Origin of the sequence: Deinococcus misasensis DSM 22328, assembly GCF_000745915.1 — a bacterium.
Classification (GTDB): Bacteria; Deinococcota; Deinococci; order Deinococcales; family Deinococcaceae; genus Deinococcus_C; species Deinococcus_C misasensis.
Genome location: NZ_JQKG01000069.1, coordinates 1 through 17,471 on the forward strand (window position 1 = coordinate 1; position 17,471 = coordinate 17,471).

General features: G+C 55.9%; 16 protein-coding genes, 1 pseudogene and 1 riboswitch. Of the genes and pseudogenes, 9 read left to right on the plus strand and 8 right to left on the minus strand.

The window, feature by feature from the left end; genetic code table 11:
• Nucleotides 1-301, minus strand: a 301-nt coding sequence (locus Q371_RS21755; RefSeq protein WP_034344591.1) for an ISAs1 family transposase, incomplete at its 3' end; no start/stop codon positions are given.
• Between the two features lie 92 nt (nucleotides 302-393).
• On the opposite strand from Q371_RS21755, the gene ygfZ reads away from it, so the two are divergent.
• From ygfZ to Q371_RS28240, 3 genes and pseudogenes are all read left to right on the plus strand, one after another.
• Nucleotides 394-1,275 (plus strand): CAF17-like 4Fe-4S cluster assembly/insertion protein YgfZ, encoded by an 882-nt coding sequence (gene ygfZ, locus Q371_RS21760; protein WP_034344594.1) that lies wholly within the window; start codon nucleotides 394-396, stop codon nucleotides 1,273-1,275.
• A complete protein-coding gene (locus tag Q371_RS21765) occupies nucleotides 1,276-1,701 on the plus strand; it encodes a hypothetical protein (protein ID WP_034344597.1) in 426 nt (141 codons plus the stop codon). It begins immediately after the preceding gene.
• A 4-nt stretch (nucleotides 1,702-1,705) separates the two neighbouring features.
• Nucleotides 1,706-2,119: pseudogene (locus Q371_RS28240) on the plus strand (DUF6896 domain-containing protein).
• 49 nt (nucleotides 2,120-2,168) lie between these two features.
• Here Q371_RS28240 and Q371_RS21775 read toward each other — a convergent pair.
• The 3 genes from Q371_RS21775 to Q371_RS26195 all read right to left on the minus strand — a co-directional run bounded on the left by Q371_RS21775 (nucleotide 2,169) and on the right by Q371_RS26195 (nucleotide 6,288).
• The gene (locus tag Q371_RS21775) at nucleotides 2,169-3,488 is read right to left on the minus strand and encodes an O-acetylhomoserine aminocarboxypropyltransferase/cysteine synthase family protein (protein ID WP_034344603.1); all 1,320 of its coding nucleotides are present in this window, start codon (nucleotides 3,486-3,488) and stop codon (nucleotides 2,169-2,171) included.
• Between the two features lie 122 nt (nucleotides 3,489-3,610).
• A riboswitch (SAM riboswitch) is annotated at nucleotides 3,611-3,720 on the minus strand.
• Between the two features lie 319 nt (nucleotides 3,721-4,039).
• A complete protein-coding gene (locus tag Q371_RS21780) occupies nucleotides 4,040-4,798 on the minus strand; it encodes a transporter substrate-binding domain-containing protein (protein ID WP_034344606.1) in 759 nt (252 codons plus the stop codon).
• A gap of 170 nt (nucleotides 4,799-4,968) precedes the next feature.
• Nucleotides 4,969-6,288, minus strand: a complete 1,320-nt coding sequence (locus Q371_RS26195; RefSeq protein WP_169743906.1) for a M12 family metallopeptidase — start codon at nucleotides 6,286-6,288, stop codon at nucleotides 4,969-4,971.
• 551 nt (nucleotides 6,289-6,839) lie between these two features.
• Here Q371_RS26195 and aceB point away from each other — a divergent pair.
• Nucleotides 6,840-8,438, plus strand: a complete 1,599-nt coding sequence (aceB, locus tag Q371_RS21790) for a malate synthase A (protein WP_034344608.1) — start codon at nucleotides 6,840-6,842, stop codon at nucleotides 8,436-8,438.
• Between the two features lie 198 nt (nucleotides 8,439-8,636).
• Nucleotides 8,637-9,923 carry an isocitrate lyase gene (aceA, locus tag Q371_RS21795; protein WP_034344611.1) on the plus strand — a complete coding sequence of 429 codons (1,287 nt, stop codon included), beginning with the start codon at nucleotides 8,637-8,639 and terminating at the stop codon, nucleotides 9,921-9,923.
• 76 nt (nucleotides 9,924-9,999) lie between these two features.
• Here the strand turns inward: aceA and Q371_RS21800 are convergent, their stop codons facing one another.
• The 3 genes from Q371_RS21800 to Q371_RS21810 form a co-directional block, all read right to left on the minus strand.
• On the minus strand, nucleotides 10,000-10,851 hold the full coding sequence (locus Q371_RS21800; protein WP_034344613.1) for an ATP-grasp domain-containing protein: 852 nt from the start codon (nucleotides 10,849-10,851) through the stop codon (nucleotides 10,000-10,002).
• Between the two features lie 73 nt (nucleotides 10,852-10,924).
• Complete coding sequence (tsaE, locus tag Q371_RS21805; RefSeq protein ID WP_051965030.1) at nucleotides 10,925-11,344, minus strand: tRNA (adenosine(37)-N6)-threonylcarbamoyltransferase complex ATPase subunit type 1 TsaE; 420 nt, start codon at nucleotides 11,342-11,344, stop codon at nucleotides 10,925-10,927.
• Between the two features lie 14 nt (nucleotides 11,345-11,358).
• Complete coding sequence (locus Q371_RS21810) at nucleotides 11,359-12,102, minus strand: hypothetical protein (RefSeq protein WP_034344616.1); 744 nt, start codon at nucleotides 12,100-12,102, stop codon at nucleotides 11,359-11,361.
• A gap of 287 nt (nucleotides 12,103-12,389) precedes the next feature.
• On the opposite strand from Q371_RS21810, the gene Q371_RS21815 reads away from it, so the two are divergent.
• Both Q371_RS21815 and aguB read left to right on the plus strand, forming a co-directional pair.
• Complete coding sequence (locus Q371_RS21815; protein WP_245618413.1) at nucleotides 12,390-13,448, plus strand: agmatine deiminase family protein; 1,059 nt, start codon at nucleotides 12,390-12,392, stop codon at nucleotides 13,446-13,448.
• A gap of 70 nt (nucleotides 13,449-13,518) precedes the next feature.
• Nucleotides 13,519-14,388 carry an N-carbamoylputrescine amidase gene (aguB, locus tag Q371_RS21820; protein WP_084571591.1) on the plus strand — a complete coding sequence of 290 codons (870 nt, stop codon included), beginning with the start codon at nucleotides 13,519-13,521 and terminating at the stop codon, nucleotides 14,386-14,388.
• 142 nt (nucleotides 14,389-14,530) lie between these two features.
• Here aguB and ndk read toward each other — a convergent pair whose 3' ends face one another.
• Nucleotides 14,531-14,944 carry a nucleoside-diphosphate kinase gene (ndk, locus tag Q371_RS21825; protein WP_034344622.1) on the minus strand — a complete coding sequence of 138 codons (414 nt, stop codon included), beginning with the start codon at nucleotides 14,942-14,944 and terminating at the stop codon, nucleotides 14,531-14,533.
• A gap of 122 nt (nucleotides 14,945-15,066) precedes the next feature.
• On the opposite strand from ndk, the gene Q371_RS21830 reads away from it, so the two are divergent.
• Entirely contained in the window at nucleotides 15,067-16,923 is a 1,857-nt protein-coding gene (locus Q371_RS21830) for an ABC transporter permease (RefSeq protein WP_084571592.1), read from the plus strand.
• Nucleotides 16,920-17,471 (plus strand): ABC transporter permease (locus Q371_RS21835; protein ID WP_034344624.1); only part of this gene is annotated, 552 nt, incomplete at its 3' end. The genes Q371_RS21830 and Q371_RS21835, both read left to right, overlap by 4 nt.

Genomic DNA, 17,471 nt, shown 5'->3' on the forward strand with positions numbered 1-17,471 from the left:
TGGCTTCTTTGACCCAGTCGAGCACACAGGCTTGAAAGTGCGTAGGGTCGAGCCTGGCGAAGACCCGATTGAAGGTGTCATGGGAGGGTATACCGGTGTGGAGGTCCAGGAAGCTTGAGAGCCAATCCCGTTTGAGTTCCCCAAAATCCTCCATGTCATAGAAGCTGTCTGCATCGCTGAGCACAGCACACAGGGCAATGACGATCACGTTGATGAGGGGTTGATTGAGCCCTCGGTTTGTCCGGGGATCAGGGAGCTCAGAGAAGTGCTGGACTGCGAGTTTCAGTTGCTCGGGGTTCATGTCTTACCTTAACCCCTTCGCGACGTGCGTCACCCCTGCCTTTGTGGAGTTTTGAACGCTTGAAGCATGAGAAAGGTCGTATTCTTGAGTTTATGGTACGTTATACCCGCATTCCCAGTTCAAGCCTGCGTGTGACCGGCACAGACCGTCTGGATTTCCTGATGGGTCAGATGACCGGGCACCTGAAAAACGCCCCCACGCCGGGCCGGGTGCCTGCCCTCTTTTTGAACGTCAAAGGCCAGATTGAGCAGGTGGCCCAGGTGTACCGCCGTGACAGCGACCTGTACGTTCACCTTCCTGAAGACGAGGCTGCCATGCTGGCCGCACGTTTCAAAAAGTACATCATTTTTGATCAGGTGGAGATCGAAGACACCTCTGAAACGCTGGTCACTTTCCACCTCTGGGGCGACAACCCCGAGCAGGAAATCCCCGGCTGGAAAGCAGAAGGCCCGGACACCCAGCACATCCAGTGGGAAGAGGGGTTCACCGTGCTGGTTTCCCGAATTCGCAGAAGCCAGAATGTGGGTCTGGACATCCACCTCCTGCGCAGCAAAATTCTGGACTTTTATGAATTCATCAAGCTGGAAGAAGCTGCGTGGGAAGAACTGCACATGGAACGCATTCTGGCCGGAATCCCAGACGCCTACACCGATGGATTCATGGGGTATTTGCCTCAGGAGTGCGGCATGGAATTTGCAGTCAGTTACCAGAAAGGCTGCTACATCGGGCAGGAAATCATGGCCCGGGTGGAAGCCAGAGGCAACACCCGCCACCATCTGGTTCGCTTGCGTGGCGAAGACATCCCGAGCTTCACAGACATCACCTTAGACGGCAAAACCGTGGGCAAAACCGGCATCAGTCTGGGTGACACCTGCCTTGCGGTGCTGCGCAAAGACATCGATTGGGGCACCCCTGTCACCATCGAAGAGGCCAGTGCTGCCCCTGAAGCCCTCCCCACCCTGAGTCTGGTCTAAATGGGTTTGCTGGAACAACTCAAAGCCACCCGAGGCAAACCCACCCCCGAGCAGGCCCATGCCATTTTGCGCACGGTGTACCTGCTGGCTTTTCTGGTGTTGATTGTCCCGATTGCCCTGTTGGGTGTGCTGTTTGTTGGACAGCAGTGGAGCCTGTTGTATTTCTGGGTCTGGCTGGGCCTCAGTGTGCTGCTGTCCTCGGGGGTGCTGGCCATGGCTGGTCGGGCTTTTCAGGAAGAAGCCTCGTTTAAAAATGCCATCACGGTGGCCATCCGGCTGGGCAGTGCTCCAGCCGTTCCGGCGCTCTTTGCCGCCCTCAATTACTCCAATCTCTGGTATTTGCTGGCGTTCATGGGGCTCAGCGGGGTGTTTTATCTGGTGGGTTCCCTGATGCTGAGAGGGTACTCGGGACCATACAAGGTGTGACTTCATGGAGAAAAGCACATTTCTTGCAAGCTATGCTGCTTACCAGCTTGCAATTCGTCAGGTGATCCAACGCCTCGAAAAAGCGTATGAAACAGTCATTTCTCCTGAAAATGCCAATGCTGGGGATGCTTTTCCAGCACATGGGACTTTGGAAGGGCTGACCTTTCACTTTCATGGTCTGGGATGCACAGCCATCCTTGAAGGTCAAAGGGTGGAGTGGGACTGGCTGAATGTCAATTGAGACCGTCATGACCTCTTGGACCCTTGGAAATTCTGGCGGTTTATCAAGCATGATCAAGAGGTTCCAGAACAACCATCCGAATTTGAGGATTTTAAACATCAATTGAGAGTGCTGGTCGAGCAGGGTGTATTGCGACCTTTTTCTGACGATGGTCACCTGTATGAAGTTGCCGATTAAAACAAAATCCCCCTGAAATTTCAGGGGGATTTTGTGAACTGCTGACCTTTTAAACCTGTTCCACCAGTGCAGGAACGGTTTTCAGGGCCTCTTCAAAGTCTGCAATGATGTCATCGATGTGCTCGATGCCCACCGAGATGCGGACCAGACCGGGCGTGACCCCTGCGGAACGCTGCTCGGCTTCGGAAAGCTGGCTGTGGGTGGTGCTGGCCGGGTGGATCACCAGGGTTTTGGTGTCTCCAACGTTGGCCAGCAAAGACGCCAGTTTGACGTTGTTCACGAAGGCTTCTCCAGCTGCGCGGCCCCCTTTCAATTCAAACCCGAGGATGCTTCCGGCCCCTCTGGGGAAGTATTTCTGGGCCAGAGCATGGTGCGCGTGAGAGGGCAGGTCGGGGTGAATGACCCGCTCCACCTCGGGGTGGTTGGAAAGGAATTCGGCCAGTTTGTGGGTGTTCTGGATGTGGCGTTCTGCCCTGAGGGACAGGGTTTCCAGACCGGTGATGAACAGGCTGGCATGGTGCGGACTTAACGTGGTCCCGAGGTCGCGCAGGTTTTCCACGCGGGCACGGATCACAAAAGCGATGTTGGGCAGGCCCAATGGGTTCCCTTCGCCGAAGACCTCCCAGAAGTTCAGGCCGTGGTAACTGGGGCTTGGCTCGGTGAACAGGGGGTAACGTCCGTTGCCCCAGTTGAAGTTTCCACCGTCCACAATGAGGCCACCGATGGCCTGACCGTGACCGCCAATCCACTTGCTGGCGCTGTGAATCACGATGTTGGCCCCATGCTCGATGGGACGGATCAGGTACCCACCCTGCCCGAAAGTGTTGTCCACGAGGACCGCCACACCTTTTTCGTGGGCGACTTTGGCAATTTCAGCCAGATCGGGGATGTTCAGGGCCGGGTTGCCGATGGACTCCAGAAACACCCCTTTGGTGTTTTCGTCGATCAGTGCAGCGAATTCCTCTGGACGCTCTTCAGAGGAGGTGAATTTCACGTTGATCCCAAGGCGGGGCAGGGTCACCTTGAACAGGTTGTAGGTTCCGCCGTACAGGTTGGGGGTGGACACGATGTTGTCCCCCTGCTGGGCAAGGGTCAGGATGCTGAGAAGCACCCCGGCGTGACCACTGGCCACTGCCAGAGCACCAACGCCACCCTCAAGGGCAGCAATGCGGCTTTCCAGCACCTCATTGGTGGGGTTCATGATCCGTGAGTAGATGTTGCCAAACTCGCGCAGACCGAACAGATTGGCTGCGTGTTCCGCATTGCGGAAGTTGTAACTGGTGGTCTGGTAAATGGGGGTGGCGCGGCTCCCGGTGGTCGGGTCGGGGGTCTGGCCAGCGTGGACTTGCAGGGTTTCAAACTTTGGCATGCTTTTTCTCCTCCCAAAAGGGTTGTTTCCAAATTTGGGGGAGCAATGAATCCCCCTCTCTGAGAAAACCAGACATCGTTGTCTGTGTTTTGAGAAGGGGATGGGTGTGCAGTCCATGCCTTCTCTTATCGTTCCAGCCACCTTTGGCAGGTCTGAAAGCACCGTGTCGCAATGGGGATCGGTTGCTGTGATGGTCTCGGAGTCAGTTCTCTCGCATCACTCGGGATAAGAGCGTCAGGGGTAAGCCTGACGTGGAAAACAGTGTACCGGAGGGCGGGTTTAATTGTCAACAAGTTTTGTCAACTGGTGTAGAACTGCGGCTCGCTGAGGGCAAAAGAAATGCCGAGGGCCAAGGGCCGAGAGCTAAAGAAAGCTTTGGCTAAAGCAATCAAGGGCGAGGTATGCCGTCTTGTGCAAAACGAGGGACCACACGTTGGTCCCTCTGCCCGCTCGCCCCTACAGATATCCTTGACCAGTTCTAATATGTGCAGCACGATGCTCTCGGCTCTCGGCTCTCGGCTCTCGGCCTCAGGGCAAGGCCCGCCGAGCCCTTATTTGGGCACAATCCACTTCTCAACCAACTTCTGGTACTCTCCACTCTTCTTCAGGCGGTCCAGAGTGGCATTGGCAGCATTGACCAGATCGCTGTTCTTGAAGATGGCGATGCCGTAATCTTCAGAAACCAGATCCTTGCCTGCCTGCTGGAACTGTCCAGAACGGGTCTTTTTCAGGTAATCCACGGTGGGTTTGTCTCCAACGATGGCGTCAATGCGTCCGTTTTGCACGTCACTGAGGCCCGAGGCGAAGTCGTCGTAGACCTTGATGGTGGCCCCAAGTTTTTTCAAGGTTTCATCGGCGAAGTAGAAACCGGTGGTGTTGGCCTGCACGCCGATGGTGCGGCCTTTCAGGCTGTTCAGGGGCCAGTTCAGTTTCTTGGGGTTGCCGTTTTTGGCAATGAACACCTGTGCACTGGTGAAGTAAGACTTGCTGAACGACACAATCTTCTTGCGCTCATCGGTGATGGTGATGCCAGAGATGGCCAGATCCACCCGTTTGGAGGTGATGCTGCCGGGCATCAGTTGTCCAAATCCGATGTTTTTGATGTCCAGTTTCACCCCGAGGTCTTTGGCGATCTCGCGGGCGATGTCCACATCGAAACCGACAATTTCACCTTTGTCGTTGGTGAACTCGAAGGGCTGGAATTGTGGATCGGTGCCCAGCACCAGCACACCTTTCTTCTTGATTTCCGCAACGGTGGTGGCAAGTGCAGTGCTGGCCAGCAGCAGTCCAAGCATCAGGATTTTCTTCATGTTGACCTCCCTTGTCAACCATAACACAGCATTTCCAGTGGGTGCTGGACATTTCACAGCTTTTGAAGTTGTCTCAGACAGGAAAACATGTTTTTCTGCTGGCAACTGACAGCCAGAGCAGACAGCATCCTCTGGCTCAGAGAACACAGTCTGCTCTGGTGTTTTGAAGTTCAGTGTGAAACGGGAATCAGGCGGAACCTCTGGGCGTTGGTGGCGTTGCAGGTCCACTGTTGCAACTGGACATCGGCCAGAGAGGATCCGGGCACATCCAGACACTTGCTGGAGTGTTTGAAGCCAAATTGCCAGACGGCGGTGGCCACCTGAGCGGGGCGCAGAAGCTGGTTTCTGAGGCCCGCGTCGTCCGGGTTGGCGTGACAATCCCACTGATGCAGTTTGGCCCCGTCTCCGGTGGCAATGTCCTGAATGTCAATGCATTTTCCAGAGTGCACGGCCTGAATCTGGTAGTAGACCCCCTCGGGCGTGTTCACCTGTTTGAAGCGGTAATCCTGGTTGTAGTACACGTTCTGGTTGATGCAGGCGTACTGTTTGACGCTGGCTCCGTTGGCGCTGCTGACCCCATCCACATCCATGCATTTGTTGCTGTTCAGGTTCTGGATGCGGTAGATGCCACCGTTTGCAATGCTGGTGGCTCCGCCTCCTCCAGTGGATGGATACAGGCTGTTGATGCCTGCAATGTCGGTTGCAGTCAGCGTGCTGCCATTTCCAACCCGGTTGTAATCAATGCCAGAGACTTTGGGGGTCATGGCCAGTTGATTGCCCCAGTACAGCCCATAGTGCATGATGCTGTAAAAGTCGTAGGCACCGTAAGGCTTGGCGTTGGGCAGGATCTGGTACTGGCTTTGCCAGTCGGCAGGAATGGCGTTCCAGTTGACGGTGATGTACTGGTCGCGGTCCGAACGGGTTTGTTCGTGCTGCGCACCAGAGGCGTGGGTCATTTCGTGCAGCACAATGCCCATGGTGTGGCAGCCATCTCCCAGAGAGAGGTCTTGCTGACCGTTGCCGTTCATGCCCACGTAAGACCAGCAGCCGTCTCCCTTGAAGAAGCGCACGTAATTGGTCTGGTTGGTGCGTGGAACCCATTTCAGGTTGAGGTTGGTGTTGTAATAATTCACGGCTTGCTGAATCAAAGCAGTCTGTCCACTCAGGCTGGAGTCAATCACATATGGGACGGTTTTGTTGGTCCAGAGCTGGGTGGTCATGATGGCCCCCTGAGGGCGTGCTTTGTGTTCATCCTCGTGGGCGATCACGATGTCTCCCTGAAACATCTGTTTACCGTTTTTCAGGTAGGTGGTGATGGCATTCGGGCTTTCTTGACCTGCGAGTTGCACTTGCAGGCGGGTCCACTCGGGCTTGCTGTCAAAATCCATGAAGTGGGGATCGGTGACGGTTTGGGGGGCAGGGGTGGGGCTGGAGCAGGCCACAAAAAGGCCGACCGAAACCAGCCCGAGCAAAGTCATCTGGCGTTTCATGTTGTTTCCTCCAAAAAGGGTTTTTGTGGTCTTCAAAAGTTTGTGGGGCGTGCAGCACAGCACATCCATGTTCCAGAGCAACAGTGGTCAGCCAAGACAGGCCATGAATGAACACCTGTTAGGTGGCAAAACAGGAGGTCTTCCTCTGGTGCTTTCCCGGGAATGGAGACATGAGATGGGTTGTGTAGCGGTATAGTAACCAGCCTGTTTTCATTCTGGAAGTACCTGTCTATACAAAAATCAGCAGTTTTGTGGTTTTGTAAGGAAAACGTGCAATGACAAGAATCCTTTCTGGAAAAGCACTCCTTGAGATTGGGGTTTTCCAGAAGGGGTCGGCATGTGTTTTCCCTGAGGTTTTGTAGGGGCTTACATTTGAAATGGCATTCATGAGGTCAAAACGGTGCGCTGACCCACCCCTCTGGTTTACTGCGGTCCGGTGTATACCACTCGGGTGGTTCATGGATTTGGACCCTGCCATCTACAGCAACCACAGATACACCGGGCTGAAACCACCCTCCTGATCCCTATCCTGAAGACCAAGGAGGGTACGAATGACACAGATCCAATGGCTGGGCACCCCACGTTTGACGCCCGAGCAAGCATCTCTGCTCACTCCCGAGGCCCTCGAATTTGTATTCCATCTGGAAAGGCGCTTCGGGAGTGACCGCAAAGGGTTGTTGGCCGTACGCGCCGCACGCCAGCAAGACATTCAGCAGGGGAAACATCCCACGTTCCTTTCAGAAACCCGCTTCATCCGTGAAAAAGACTGGCAGATTTCCCCTTTGCCACAAGACCTGCTGGACCGCCGGGTGGAAATCACCGGACCAGTGGACCGCAAAATGATCATCAACGCCCTGAACAGCGGAGCAAAAGTCTTTATGGCCGACTTTGAAGACGCGAACAGTCCCACATGGGAAAACTGCATTCAGGGTCAGATCAACCTGCGCGACGCCGTCCGCAAAACCATCACCTTTGAAGGGGCAGGGAAGACCTACCGTTTGAACGACACCATCGCCACCCTCAAAGTGCGCCCCAGAGGCTTGCACCTCGAAGAAAAACACGTGCTGCTCTCTGGAGAACCCATCTCTGCAAGCCTGTTCGATTTCGGGATGTTCCTGTTTCACAACGCAAAAGAACTGCTGCGCCAGGGATCGGGTCCTTACTTTTACCTGCCCAAACTGGAAAGCCATCAAGAGGCCCGCTGGTGGAACCATGTGTTCGTGTTTGCACAGGAGTATCTCGGGCTCCCCAGAGGGACCATCAAAGCCACCGTTTTGATCGAAACCATCCTCGCCGCTTTCGAGATGGACGAAATCCTGTACGAACTCCGCGAACACTCGGCAGGTCTGAACTGTGGACGCTGGGACTACATTTTTTCGATCATCAAGAAGTTCCGGCATGACCCCAAATTTGTGATGCCAGACCGGGCCAGAGTGACCATGGCCACCCCCATGATGACCGCTTACTCCAAACTGGCGGTCCAGACCTGCCACAGGCGCGGAGCCCCAGCCATCGGAGGGATGAGCGCTTTCATTCCGGTCAAGAACGATGAGGAGGCAAACCAGAGGGCCTTCGAGCAGGTGCGCCTTGACAAGGAACGCGAAGCCCGAAACGGCCACGATGGAACATGGGTGGCCCACCCCGGACTGGTGCCTGTCGCTCTGGAAGTCTTTGACCGCCTGATGCCCGGCCCCAACCAGATTCACAAGCAACTTCCAGAGCTGGAAGTCACCCCAGAGGACCTGCTGACCGTCCCGCAAGGGGACATCACCGACGAAGGGGTCAGAACCAATGTCTCTGTGGGCCTGCAATATCTTGCCGCATGGCTTTCAGGCTCTGGGGCCGTTCCCATCCACAACCTGATGGAAGACGCTGCCACCGCCGAAATCTCCAGAGCCCAACTCTGGCAGTGGATCCACCACCAGCAGACCACCCGCACCGGACGCAAAATCACCCGTGAACGTGTGAATGCGATTCTGCAAAAAGAACTCTCCCATCTGAAAACCTCAAATGCCAGTCAGGCCAGAGTGCTGGATCAGGCAGCCACCTTGTACCGCAGTTTGCTGGAGCAGGAGGAGTTTCAGGAATTTTTGACCCTGAAGGGGTATCAGATGCTGGCCGAGGGCCAAGGGCTGAGGGCCGAGGGCTAAAAAGGCTCTGGCCAAAGCGTTCAGGGCGCAGCACACTGCGCCCCTACAGATCCCCTTGGACATTTTTTGTGCGTATCGCACGATGCTCTCGGCTCTCGGCAAGGCCTGCCTCGCCCCTACACGACCCTCAAACAAACCAAGCCATCACCCCCGAATGCCCTCGGCCCTTGGCCTCGGCGTCCGACGAAGGAGGACCCCATGACCTACGCAGAAATCATCGAAAAGACCTGGAAGACCACCGCCCGCTGGGAAGGCATCAAGCGCACCTACACCGCTGAAGACGTGGTCAAATTGCGGGGCAGTGTGATGATCGAGCACACCCTTGCCAAAATCGGTGCCGAGAAGCTCTGGCGTCATCTGAACAGCCCTGGCTACATCAATGCTCTGGGTGCCCTGACCGGCAATCAGGCCATGCAACAGGTCAAGGCTGGACTGAAAGCCATTTACCTCTCTGGCTGGCAGGTGGCTGCCGATGCCAACAATGCCGGACAGATGTACCCCGACCAGAGCCTTTACCCAGCCAGCAGCGTTCCTGAGGTGGTCAAGCGCATCAACAACACCCTGCGCCGTGCCGACCAGATCCACCATGCCGAGGGAGACGACAGCATCGACTGGTTTGTGCCCATCGTTGCCGATGCAGAGGCCGGTTTTGGTGGTCCCCTGAACGCTTTTGAACTGATGAAATCCATGATCGAGGCAGGGGCTGCCGGAGTGCACTTTGAAGACCAACTGGCCAGCGAGAAGAAATGCGGTCACCTTGGCGGGAAAGTGCTGATTCCCACCAGTCAGTTCATCCGCACCCTGAATGCTGCCCGTCTGGCCAGCGATGTGATGGGGGTTCCTACCATTCTGGTGGCCCGCACCGATGCCGACGCTGCCACCCTGATCACCTCCGACATCGATCCTTACGATGCACCGTTCATTGACCATGCCAAAGGTCGCACCCCTGAAGGGTTCTACCATGTGCGCTCGGGCATTGAGGCTGCCATTCACCGGGCTCTGGCCTACGCCCCTTACGCCGATGTGATCTGGTGTGAAACCAGCCATCCCAGTCTGGAAGAGGCCCGCCAGTTTGCAGAGGGGGTCCATGCCAAATTCCCCGGCAAGATTCTGGCCTACAACTGCAGCCCGAGTTTCAACTGGCGCAAAAATCTGGACGAGGACACCATCGCCAAATTCCAGAACGAACTGGGCCGGATGGGGTACAAATTCCAGTTCATCACCCTTGCCGGTTTCCACAGCCTGAACCACAGCATGTTCAAGCTGGCCAGAGGCTACAAAGACCGCCAGATGAGTGCTTTTGTGGAACTTCAGCAGGCTGAATTTGCCTCTGCGGAAGAGGGGTTCACCGCAGTGAAACACCAACGCGAAGTTGGCACAGGTTACTTCGATCAGGTGACCCTTGCGGTCTCTGGGGGCAAATCCAGCACCACTGCCTTAAAAGGCAGCACGGAAACTGCCCAGTTTGTGGCTGCCCACGATTGAGGACTGTATAAGCCAGGGGCTGCCTTCCCAAAGGCAGTCCTTTTTCAAGAGGTGCAACAGGATGACAGCAGAAAGATCAAACGGGGCTGGCGACTTTCTCCTGAAGGGCCAGAGCAAAATGCCTTGCAGCATCAGGGTGGGTTCTCAGAAACAGGTGTGGCTCGATGAGTTCGATTTCCATCAACAGGAATTGCCCGTCTCGCACCAAGCCGTCCACTCGGGCATAAAGGGGAATTTCAGGCAGGACGCGCAGCACCTGTTGGGCCTGTGCAATCAGGTCTCCAGAGACTTCTGTGCCCGAAAAACGGCCTCCATGCATACCCTGCACCCTGAAATCGCCTGTGCTGGGGGTTTTCAGAACCGCATGGCTGAAATGGCCATTGAAGAAAATCAAAGAGTGCTCACCCGGATGCTGAATTTCAGGCATGAACGGCTGAACCAGCAAATCCACATCTTCAGGCAGGTTCATCAAAGCGGTCTGGATTTCCTCTGGCAGGGAGCCAGAGATCCGGTAGGTGTGGTGCGCTGCTGCCGACACTGAAGGTTTGACCACCCCTTCAAAACCCATCTCGGCCAGCACCTCGGGCAGCAAGTGCCGTTCAGGATGGGTCAAAAAGCGGGTTGGAATGATGGGGATGCCTGTCTCCTGCAATTCTCTCAAATAAATCTTGTTGGCGTTCCAGCGCACCAGAGCTGCTGGATTCAAAAGCTGAACCCCAAGGTGGGTCAGTCGGTCGAGCCAATCCAGAAACGCCTGTTGATGCAGGTGGTAATCCCATGTGCTGCGTAAAACCACAGCATCAAAGTCCTGCCAGCTGATGTGTGGGTCGTTCCACACCGCTGCCACAGGCTGCAAATGGGGCAAAACCGCTTGATCGTCCAGAGAAAGGTCGGGGGCACCCGAGTAGGTCACGAAAGCAACACGCATGGGCACAGCCTAAAAGAAAAGTGGCCCCATTGAACAGGACCACTTCAGGTGGATTCAAGGCTTCCAGTGGATTTCAACGCAAACGGGTGATTTTGCGCCCCTCTGGCACGTATTCCAGCTTCAGGATCCAGCCTGCCGGAAAATCCTGATACAGGCTTTCCCCCCACTCGATGATGCTGAGCCTGCAACGCTCGATGTAATCTTCGAGGCCCATTTCATAAAGTTCGTCAGGATGGTGGATGCGGTAAGCGTCCACGTGCAACACCAGACCCTCTGGAGCGGGATACTCGTGCATCAGGGCATAGGTGGGGCTGTTCACCTCACCCTGAAAACCAAGCCCTTGCACGAGACCCTGCGTCAGGGTGGTTTTGCCTGCCCCCATTTCCCCTTCCAGAAACAACACGGTGCCTGCTGGCAAAAGCGCGGCAAGGGTTTGCCCGAAGGCAAATTGCGCTTCGGGCGTGGACAACGTCAGGGTTTCTGTGACCTGCACCTGAAAAAGGATCCTTACTGTGCGCTGGCCTGCACGAACGCAGCCAGATTGGTGTTGATCTTGTTGAGCTGGCTCTGGTACTCGGACACCTGCCCACCGGTCAGGTAACCCAGAGCGCCCACGAAGTCATCGAAAGTGACCTGCCCAGCGCGAGGAGAATCCTGAATCACCGTGAAGTAATTGGTGGCTGCTGCCATGTTGCGGTAGGCCACGGTCTTGTTGCTGTTGGAAGCCCCTTTCAGGGACGCCGAGACTTTGGTCAGGTAGGCGCGCTCCACGGCTTTCTGAACGGCGGTGTTGTTTTTGGTGTTGATGGCATTTTGCAAATTGGTGCGGTCTGCGGAACTGAGTTTCAGTTCGTCTGCCAGAGCACCCGAGTACACAATGCTGGTCACGGTGTTGTTTTTGGCAATTTCGGTGAAGATCCCGTCATAAAGGGCTTTCTGGAGCAGGGCTTTGATCTGACCGACCTGTGCGCCCAGATCCTCCGGGGTGCGCACAATGGCAATGCGGGTGTTCTTGATGGCATTGGTCAGACCGGTTTTGATGATGCTGGATTCCAGGGCCAGAGCGGTGATCTGCTTCTCAGCGGCATCCAGCTTGCTGGCGCTCTGGTTGGGGCTTTTCATTTGCAGTTTGACAGCATCATTGAGCAGGGTGCTGACAGAGCGGTAGGTGTCTACCAGAGAGGTCGATGCATTTTGAGCGCTTGCAGCGCCAGAAAGGGTCAGGGCAGCACAGAGAATCCACCTATTCATGTTCTTCCCATTATAGCGTGTTACTGGATTTTTACACCTTGGTTGGATTGACATGGGAAACATGCCGAGGGCAAAAGAATGCTTTTGCTCCAACACTGAGGGCGAGGCATGCCTCGCCCCTACAAACCTTCTTGACCCTGTTTTGTACGTATAGCACAATGCTCTCGGCTCTCGGCTCTCGGCTCTCGGCTCTCGGCCCTCGACTCTTGGCAAAAGGCAAGGCACGCCTCGCCCTTAGACCCCAATTCCACCCGAATTGACGGTTCTGTGAACCGGGTGTTGCTAGAATGCTTGACGTGTTGCACCTCACTGAACCCACCCCTTTCTCTCTGGGATTCCGCATGCCTGCCGAATGGGCCGAGCATGCCGCCACTTGGACCAGTTGGCCCAGCGATGATGAACTCTGGTTTGGCCACCTTGACGCTGTTCGCAAAGAGTTTGCCGAACTGGTCAAAACCATCGCCCGTTTCGAACCTGTGCATGTGCTGGTCCGTGACGATGAAGCCCACTCAGACGCCACCACCCGCCTTGCCGGGGTGCCCGGTCTGACTTTTCACAAAGTGCCTCTGGACGATGTGTGGTTCAGAGACAACGGTCCCATCTTCATCAAAAGGGGAGAGGACCTGAGTTTCGTCAACTGGGTGTTCAACAGTTGGGGCGAAAAATTCAACTGGCACAACGACAATGCAGCTCCAGAGGCGGTTGCAGAGTACCTCGACATTGCCCATTGGGATGTGGATGTGGTCATGGAAGGGGGATCTCTGGAGGTCAACGGTCTGGGCTTGTGCATGACCACCAAACAGTGCCTTTTGGAACCCAAACGCAATCCCAACCTCACTCCAGAGCAACTGGAGCAGCACCTCAAAGACCATCTGGGCATCACCAAAATGCTCTGGTTGGAAGATGGCCTCGAAAACGACCACACCGATGGGCACATCGACACCATCATTCGATTTGTGAATGAAACCACCGTGGTGTGCAGTGTCGAACCCAACACCGAAGACCCCAACCACGCCACCATGCAGCGCAACCTTGACCTCCTGAAAACCTTCACGGATCAGGACGGAAATCCGCTGAACATTGTGGAATTGCCGCTCCCCAAAAACCGTCTTGAGCTGGATGGGGACCGCCTGCCTCCCACATACGCCAATTTCTACATTGGGAATGGCTTTGTTGTGGTTCCCACCTACGGAGATCCCAACGATCAGGCCGCTTTGGACATCCTGCAAGCGGTGTTCCCTGACCGTGAAGTGATTGGGCTCTCCAGTCGGGCCATCATCAACGGTGGGGGTTCTTTCCACTGCGTCACCCAGCAGCAACCCAAAGGTGTGGTCTGGAAGGGGTAACCCCCTTGCTTTCCCCCTCGCTCGTTTTACTCGCTGTCCCCCCAAAAAGGGGGATTTGATGGAGGTTCAAATGCCCAAGCTTGCCGTTGTTCAAATGAGCATGACGCAGGTGTTGCAGGAAAATGTGGACAAAGCTGTGGCTCTGGTGCGCGAAGCTGCCCAGAGCGGTGCCCAGATCATCCTGCTGCCAGAGCTGTTCGAAAATTACTACTTCTGCCAGCTGGAACGGGAAGATTACTTCGAGTTGGCCCATCCTGTGGAAGGACACCCGTTCCTGTCCACGTTTCAAGACCTTGCCAGAGAACTGGGTGTGGTGCTTCCGGTCAGTTTCTTTGAGAAGGCCGGGCAGGCCCACTACAACTCGCTGGCGATGTTTGATGCGGATGGGACCTTCATGGGGGTTTACCGCAAATCCCATATTCCGGACGGACCCGGTTATGAAGAGAAGTACTACTTCAATCCCGGCGAGACTGGCTTCAAAAGCTGGCAGACCCGTTACGGCAACATCGGGGTGGGCATTTGCTGGGACCAGTGGTACCCCGAGTGTGCCCGCATCATGACCCTGCTCGGGGCGGATTTGCTCTTGTACCCCACCGCCATTGGCAGCGAACCTGCCGAGGTGGAAAGCCCCAACAGCCACCACATGTGGCAACGGGCCATGATCGGCCATGCGGTATCCAACAGCACCTATGTCGCTGCTGCCAACCGCATCGGAACCGAAAAAATCGAGCATGCAGAGGCCACTTTCTATGGTCACAGCTTCATCAGCGACTACACTGGAGAAATCCATCAGGAGCTGGAAGCTGGCAAAGAGGGCATCCTGTACCTCGATCTGGACTTCAAAGCTGCACAGAAATTCCGTGCAGGCATGGGTTTTTTCAGAGACCGCAGACCCCAGCTTTACGGTCCTTTGCTGACCATGGATGGGAAAACGAAGTAACCCCATACCCCCTGTTGCTCGCTGCGCTTGCAACTGTCCCCCTGAAAGGGGGACTTTCATTTCCGTTTCCATGAAAAAGTCCCCCTTGTGAGGGGGACCGCCTTGAGCAAAGCGAAAGGCAGGGGGTTAAAAAGGCAGGGGGTTAAAGCAGTTCTTCGGCTTTGAAGAACAGGCCCAGTTCGCGTTCAGCGCTTTCAGGGCTGTCGGATCCGTGGGTGACGTTCTCGCCCACGAAGGTGGCGTAGTCACCGCGGATGGTGCCCACTTCGGCGTTGGCGGGGTTGGTGGCACCCATCATTTTGCGCCAGCCTGCAATCACACCTTCACCTTCCAGAGCGATGGCCACCACAGGACCAGAGGTGATGAAGTCCACAAGGCCGTCGAAGAAGGGTTTGCCTTTGTGCTCGCCGTAGTGCTGTTCGGCGACTTCACGGGGGATCACCATTTGTTTGAGGCCCACAATGCGGTAGCCTTTTTTGATGATGCGGGCGAGGACTTCGGCGGTCAGGGCGCGTTTGACCCCGTCGGGCTTGATCATGGCAAAAGTACGTTCCATAGCTGTATCAGCCTAACGTATAAAACAGGTCCAATCAAGTTGCGTCTGTCCTCTTGCATCTGCAGTAGACTTTAGGATTCAAATTTGTATTCTGGCAAAGGTTTCGCGTGTAGAATACCCCTATGTTGTCGATGCCAAGTAAGCAACCAACCGTGTTTGCTTCCCGTCTGGCAGGAATTCTGGCCTTGGTTGCCTTGATCGGGTTGTTCGTGTTCCCGACTGCAACGGTGGCCCGGAATTTCTCTGGTGCGGGAACGTTGTGGCTGTTCCCGAGGGGCATCATGGACCTTTCGGGTTTTCCGCCTGAGAAGCTTCCTGATCTGGCGCTGGCCAGCACCCTCAACTGGGTTCTGGCGGTTTCTTTGCTGGTCACCATTTTTGCAGCGTGGCGCAGGCAAAGCTGGCTCTGGGCTGCAGGTCTGGTGTCGTTGCTGCTGGGCATTGCCAGTGCAGGGGCATTCTCCCAGAGCCTCAACCCCCTGATTTCAGAGCTGGTGGCCAACAATGTTCCACGTCGGCGGATTCCTTACCTGACCGGGGGCATCAACCTCGGTTTGCTGTTCCCCATCCTGTCTGGTCTGACGGCTCTGGTGTGTGGCCTGACGGCTTTCCCAGCTTGGATTCAGCGCTTCGAGCGTTTCCGTGGGATCCTGATTCCCTTTGTTTCCATTCTGCTGTCCATCACGGTGGGCAGCATTGTTGTGTTGCTGGTGCAGAAAATCCCTGCCGATCCCAGCATCCCTCTGGGGTTCGCTGAGCAGTGGACCGGCAAACTGGACCTGCTGTACTTTGTGTACTCCACGCTCTTTTCGCCTCTGGCCAATGTCAATGACATGTTCCAGAGCCTGATGCTGGCGACCCCCCTGATTTTCACGGGTCTGGCGGTGGCATTTGCCTTCAGAACGGGTCTCTTCAACATCGGTGCGCCCGGTCAACTGACCATGGGTGCCATTTTTGCCATGCTGGTGGGTGTCTATGCACCTTTGCCTGCATGGCTTTTGATTCCTGCTGGGGTGCTGGCTGCTGCACTTGGAGGGGCTTTCTGGGGTTTCATTCCCGGCTGGCTCAAAGCCCGTTTTGGTTCCAGCGAAGTGATCAACACCATCATGCTGAACTATGTGGCTGCAGGCATCTTTGTTTTGATGCTGGGCAGCGACAAAATCCCCCTGTTTGGCAAAGAATACCCGATGCCGTTCAAAGCACCTGGCTTTGAAGCAAAAAGCTATCCCTTGCAGGAAGGGGCAAGGCTGGAGCCCCTTTCGAACCTGTTGGGATTGGATCAGGCCGGGGCTGCCATCAGCTGGTCCCCTTTGTTTGGCATCATCCTGTTCACCCTGATTTTCCTGCTCCTGAAAAACCGTTACCGTGCCCTGATCGCAGGGGCTGCAGGGGTGCTGGTTACCGTGCTGCTCTGGAAAGCCTTCCCCATTCCGCTGGAAAACACGGTGGGCAGCCACCTCAATACCAGTTTCTTCATTGCTCTGGTGTGTGCATGGCTGTTCAGCATCGTGATGTGGAGAACCACCACCGGCTATGAACTTCGTGCAGTGGGTCTCTCTCCGAAGGCTGCAGAGTATGGGGGCATCAACGTTGCCAAAAACACCATTCTTGCCATGACCATTGCAGGTGGTCTGGCAGGCTTGTGCGGAACCCACTACGTGCTGGGTGGGGCTCTGGATGAATACGTGCTCAAGCAGTCCTTGCCCACCAACGTGGGGTTTGACGGCATCACCATCGCCCTGTTGGGCCAGAACACCCCTGTGGGTGTGGTGGCAGCCAGCATCCTGTTCGGGGTGCTGGATACAGGTGGTCTGTACGTAGACCAGAGGCTGGATGCCCTCAACCGTGACATCGTGACCCTCCTGAAAGCCCTGATCGTGCTGTTCATTGCAGCACAGGGCTTCCTGAGCAAGAAAATCACCAGTCCACCCCCAGCGGTGCTGGTCAAAGACCTTGAGAAGAAGGAGGGGCAGGCATGAGCTTCATGGACCTGTTCACACTGACCTTTCTGGCCACCCTGATCCGCAGCACCGTCCCCCTCCTCCTCGCAGCCCTTGGTGGCCTCTTCAGTGAACGCTCTGGCATTGTTAACATCGCCCTTGAAGGCATCATCATCTTTGGTGCCCTCGCCGCTGCCGTTACCACCCAGCTCCTCGAAGGCACCCTTGGCGCAGCAGCCCCATGGGTCGGCTGGCTCGCAGGTGCCCTCACCGGAGGACTCATCGGCTGGATTCACGCCGTCGTCTCCATCAAGTACAAAGCCGATCAGGTCATCTCTGGCACCGCCATCAACCTCCTCGCTGTCGGGGTTCCCGGTGTGGTCCTCAGCTTCCTGTACGGCTCCTCCACCGAATCCAAAGCCATTGAGCACGCCCTCCCACAATGGGGCTTCGGAGACTTCCGGTTCAGCCCTCCCGTTTACTTCGCTGCCTTGATGGTGTTCATTGCCTGGTACGTGCTCTACAAAACCCCCTACGGCCTGAGGATCCGCGCCACCGGAGAGCACCCCAAAGCCGCTGCCTCCATG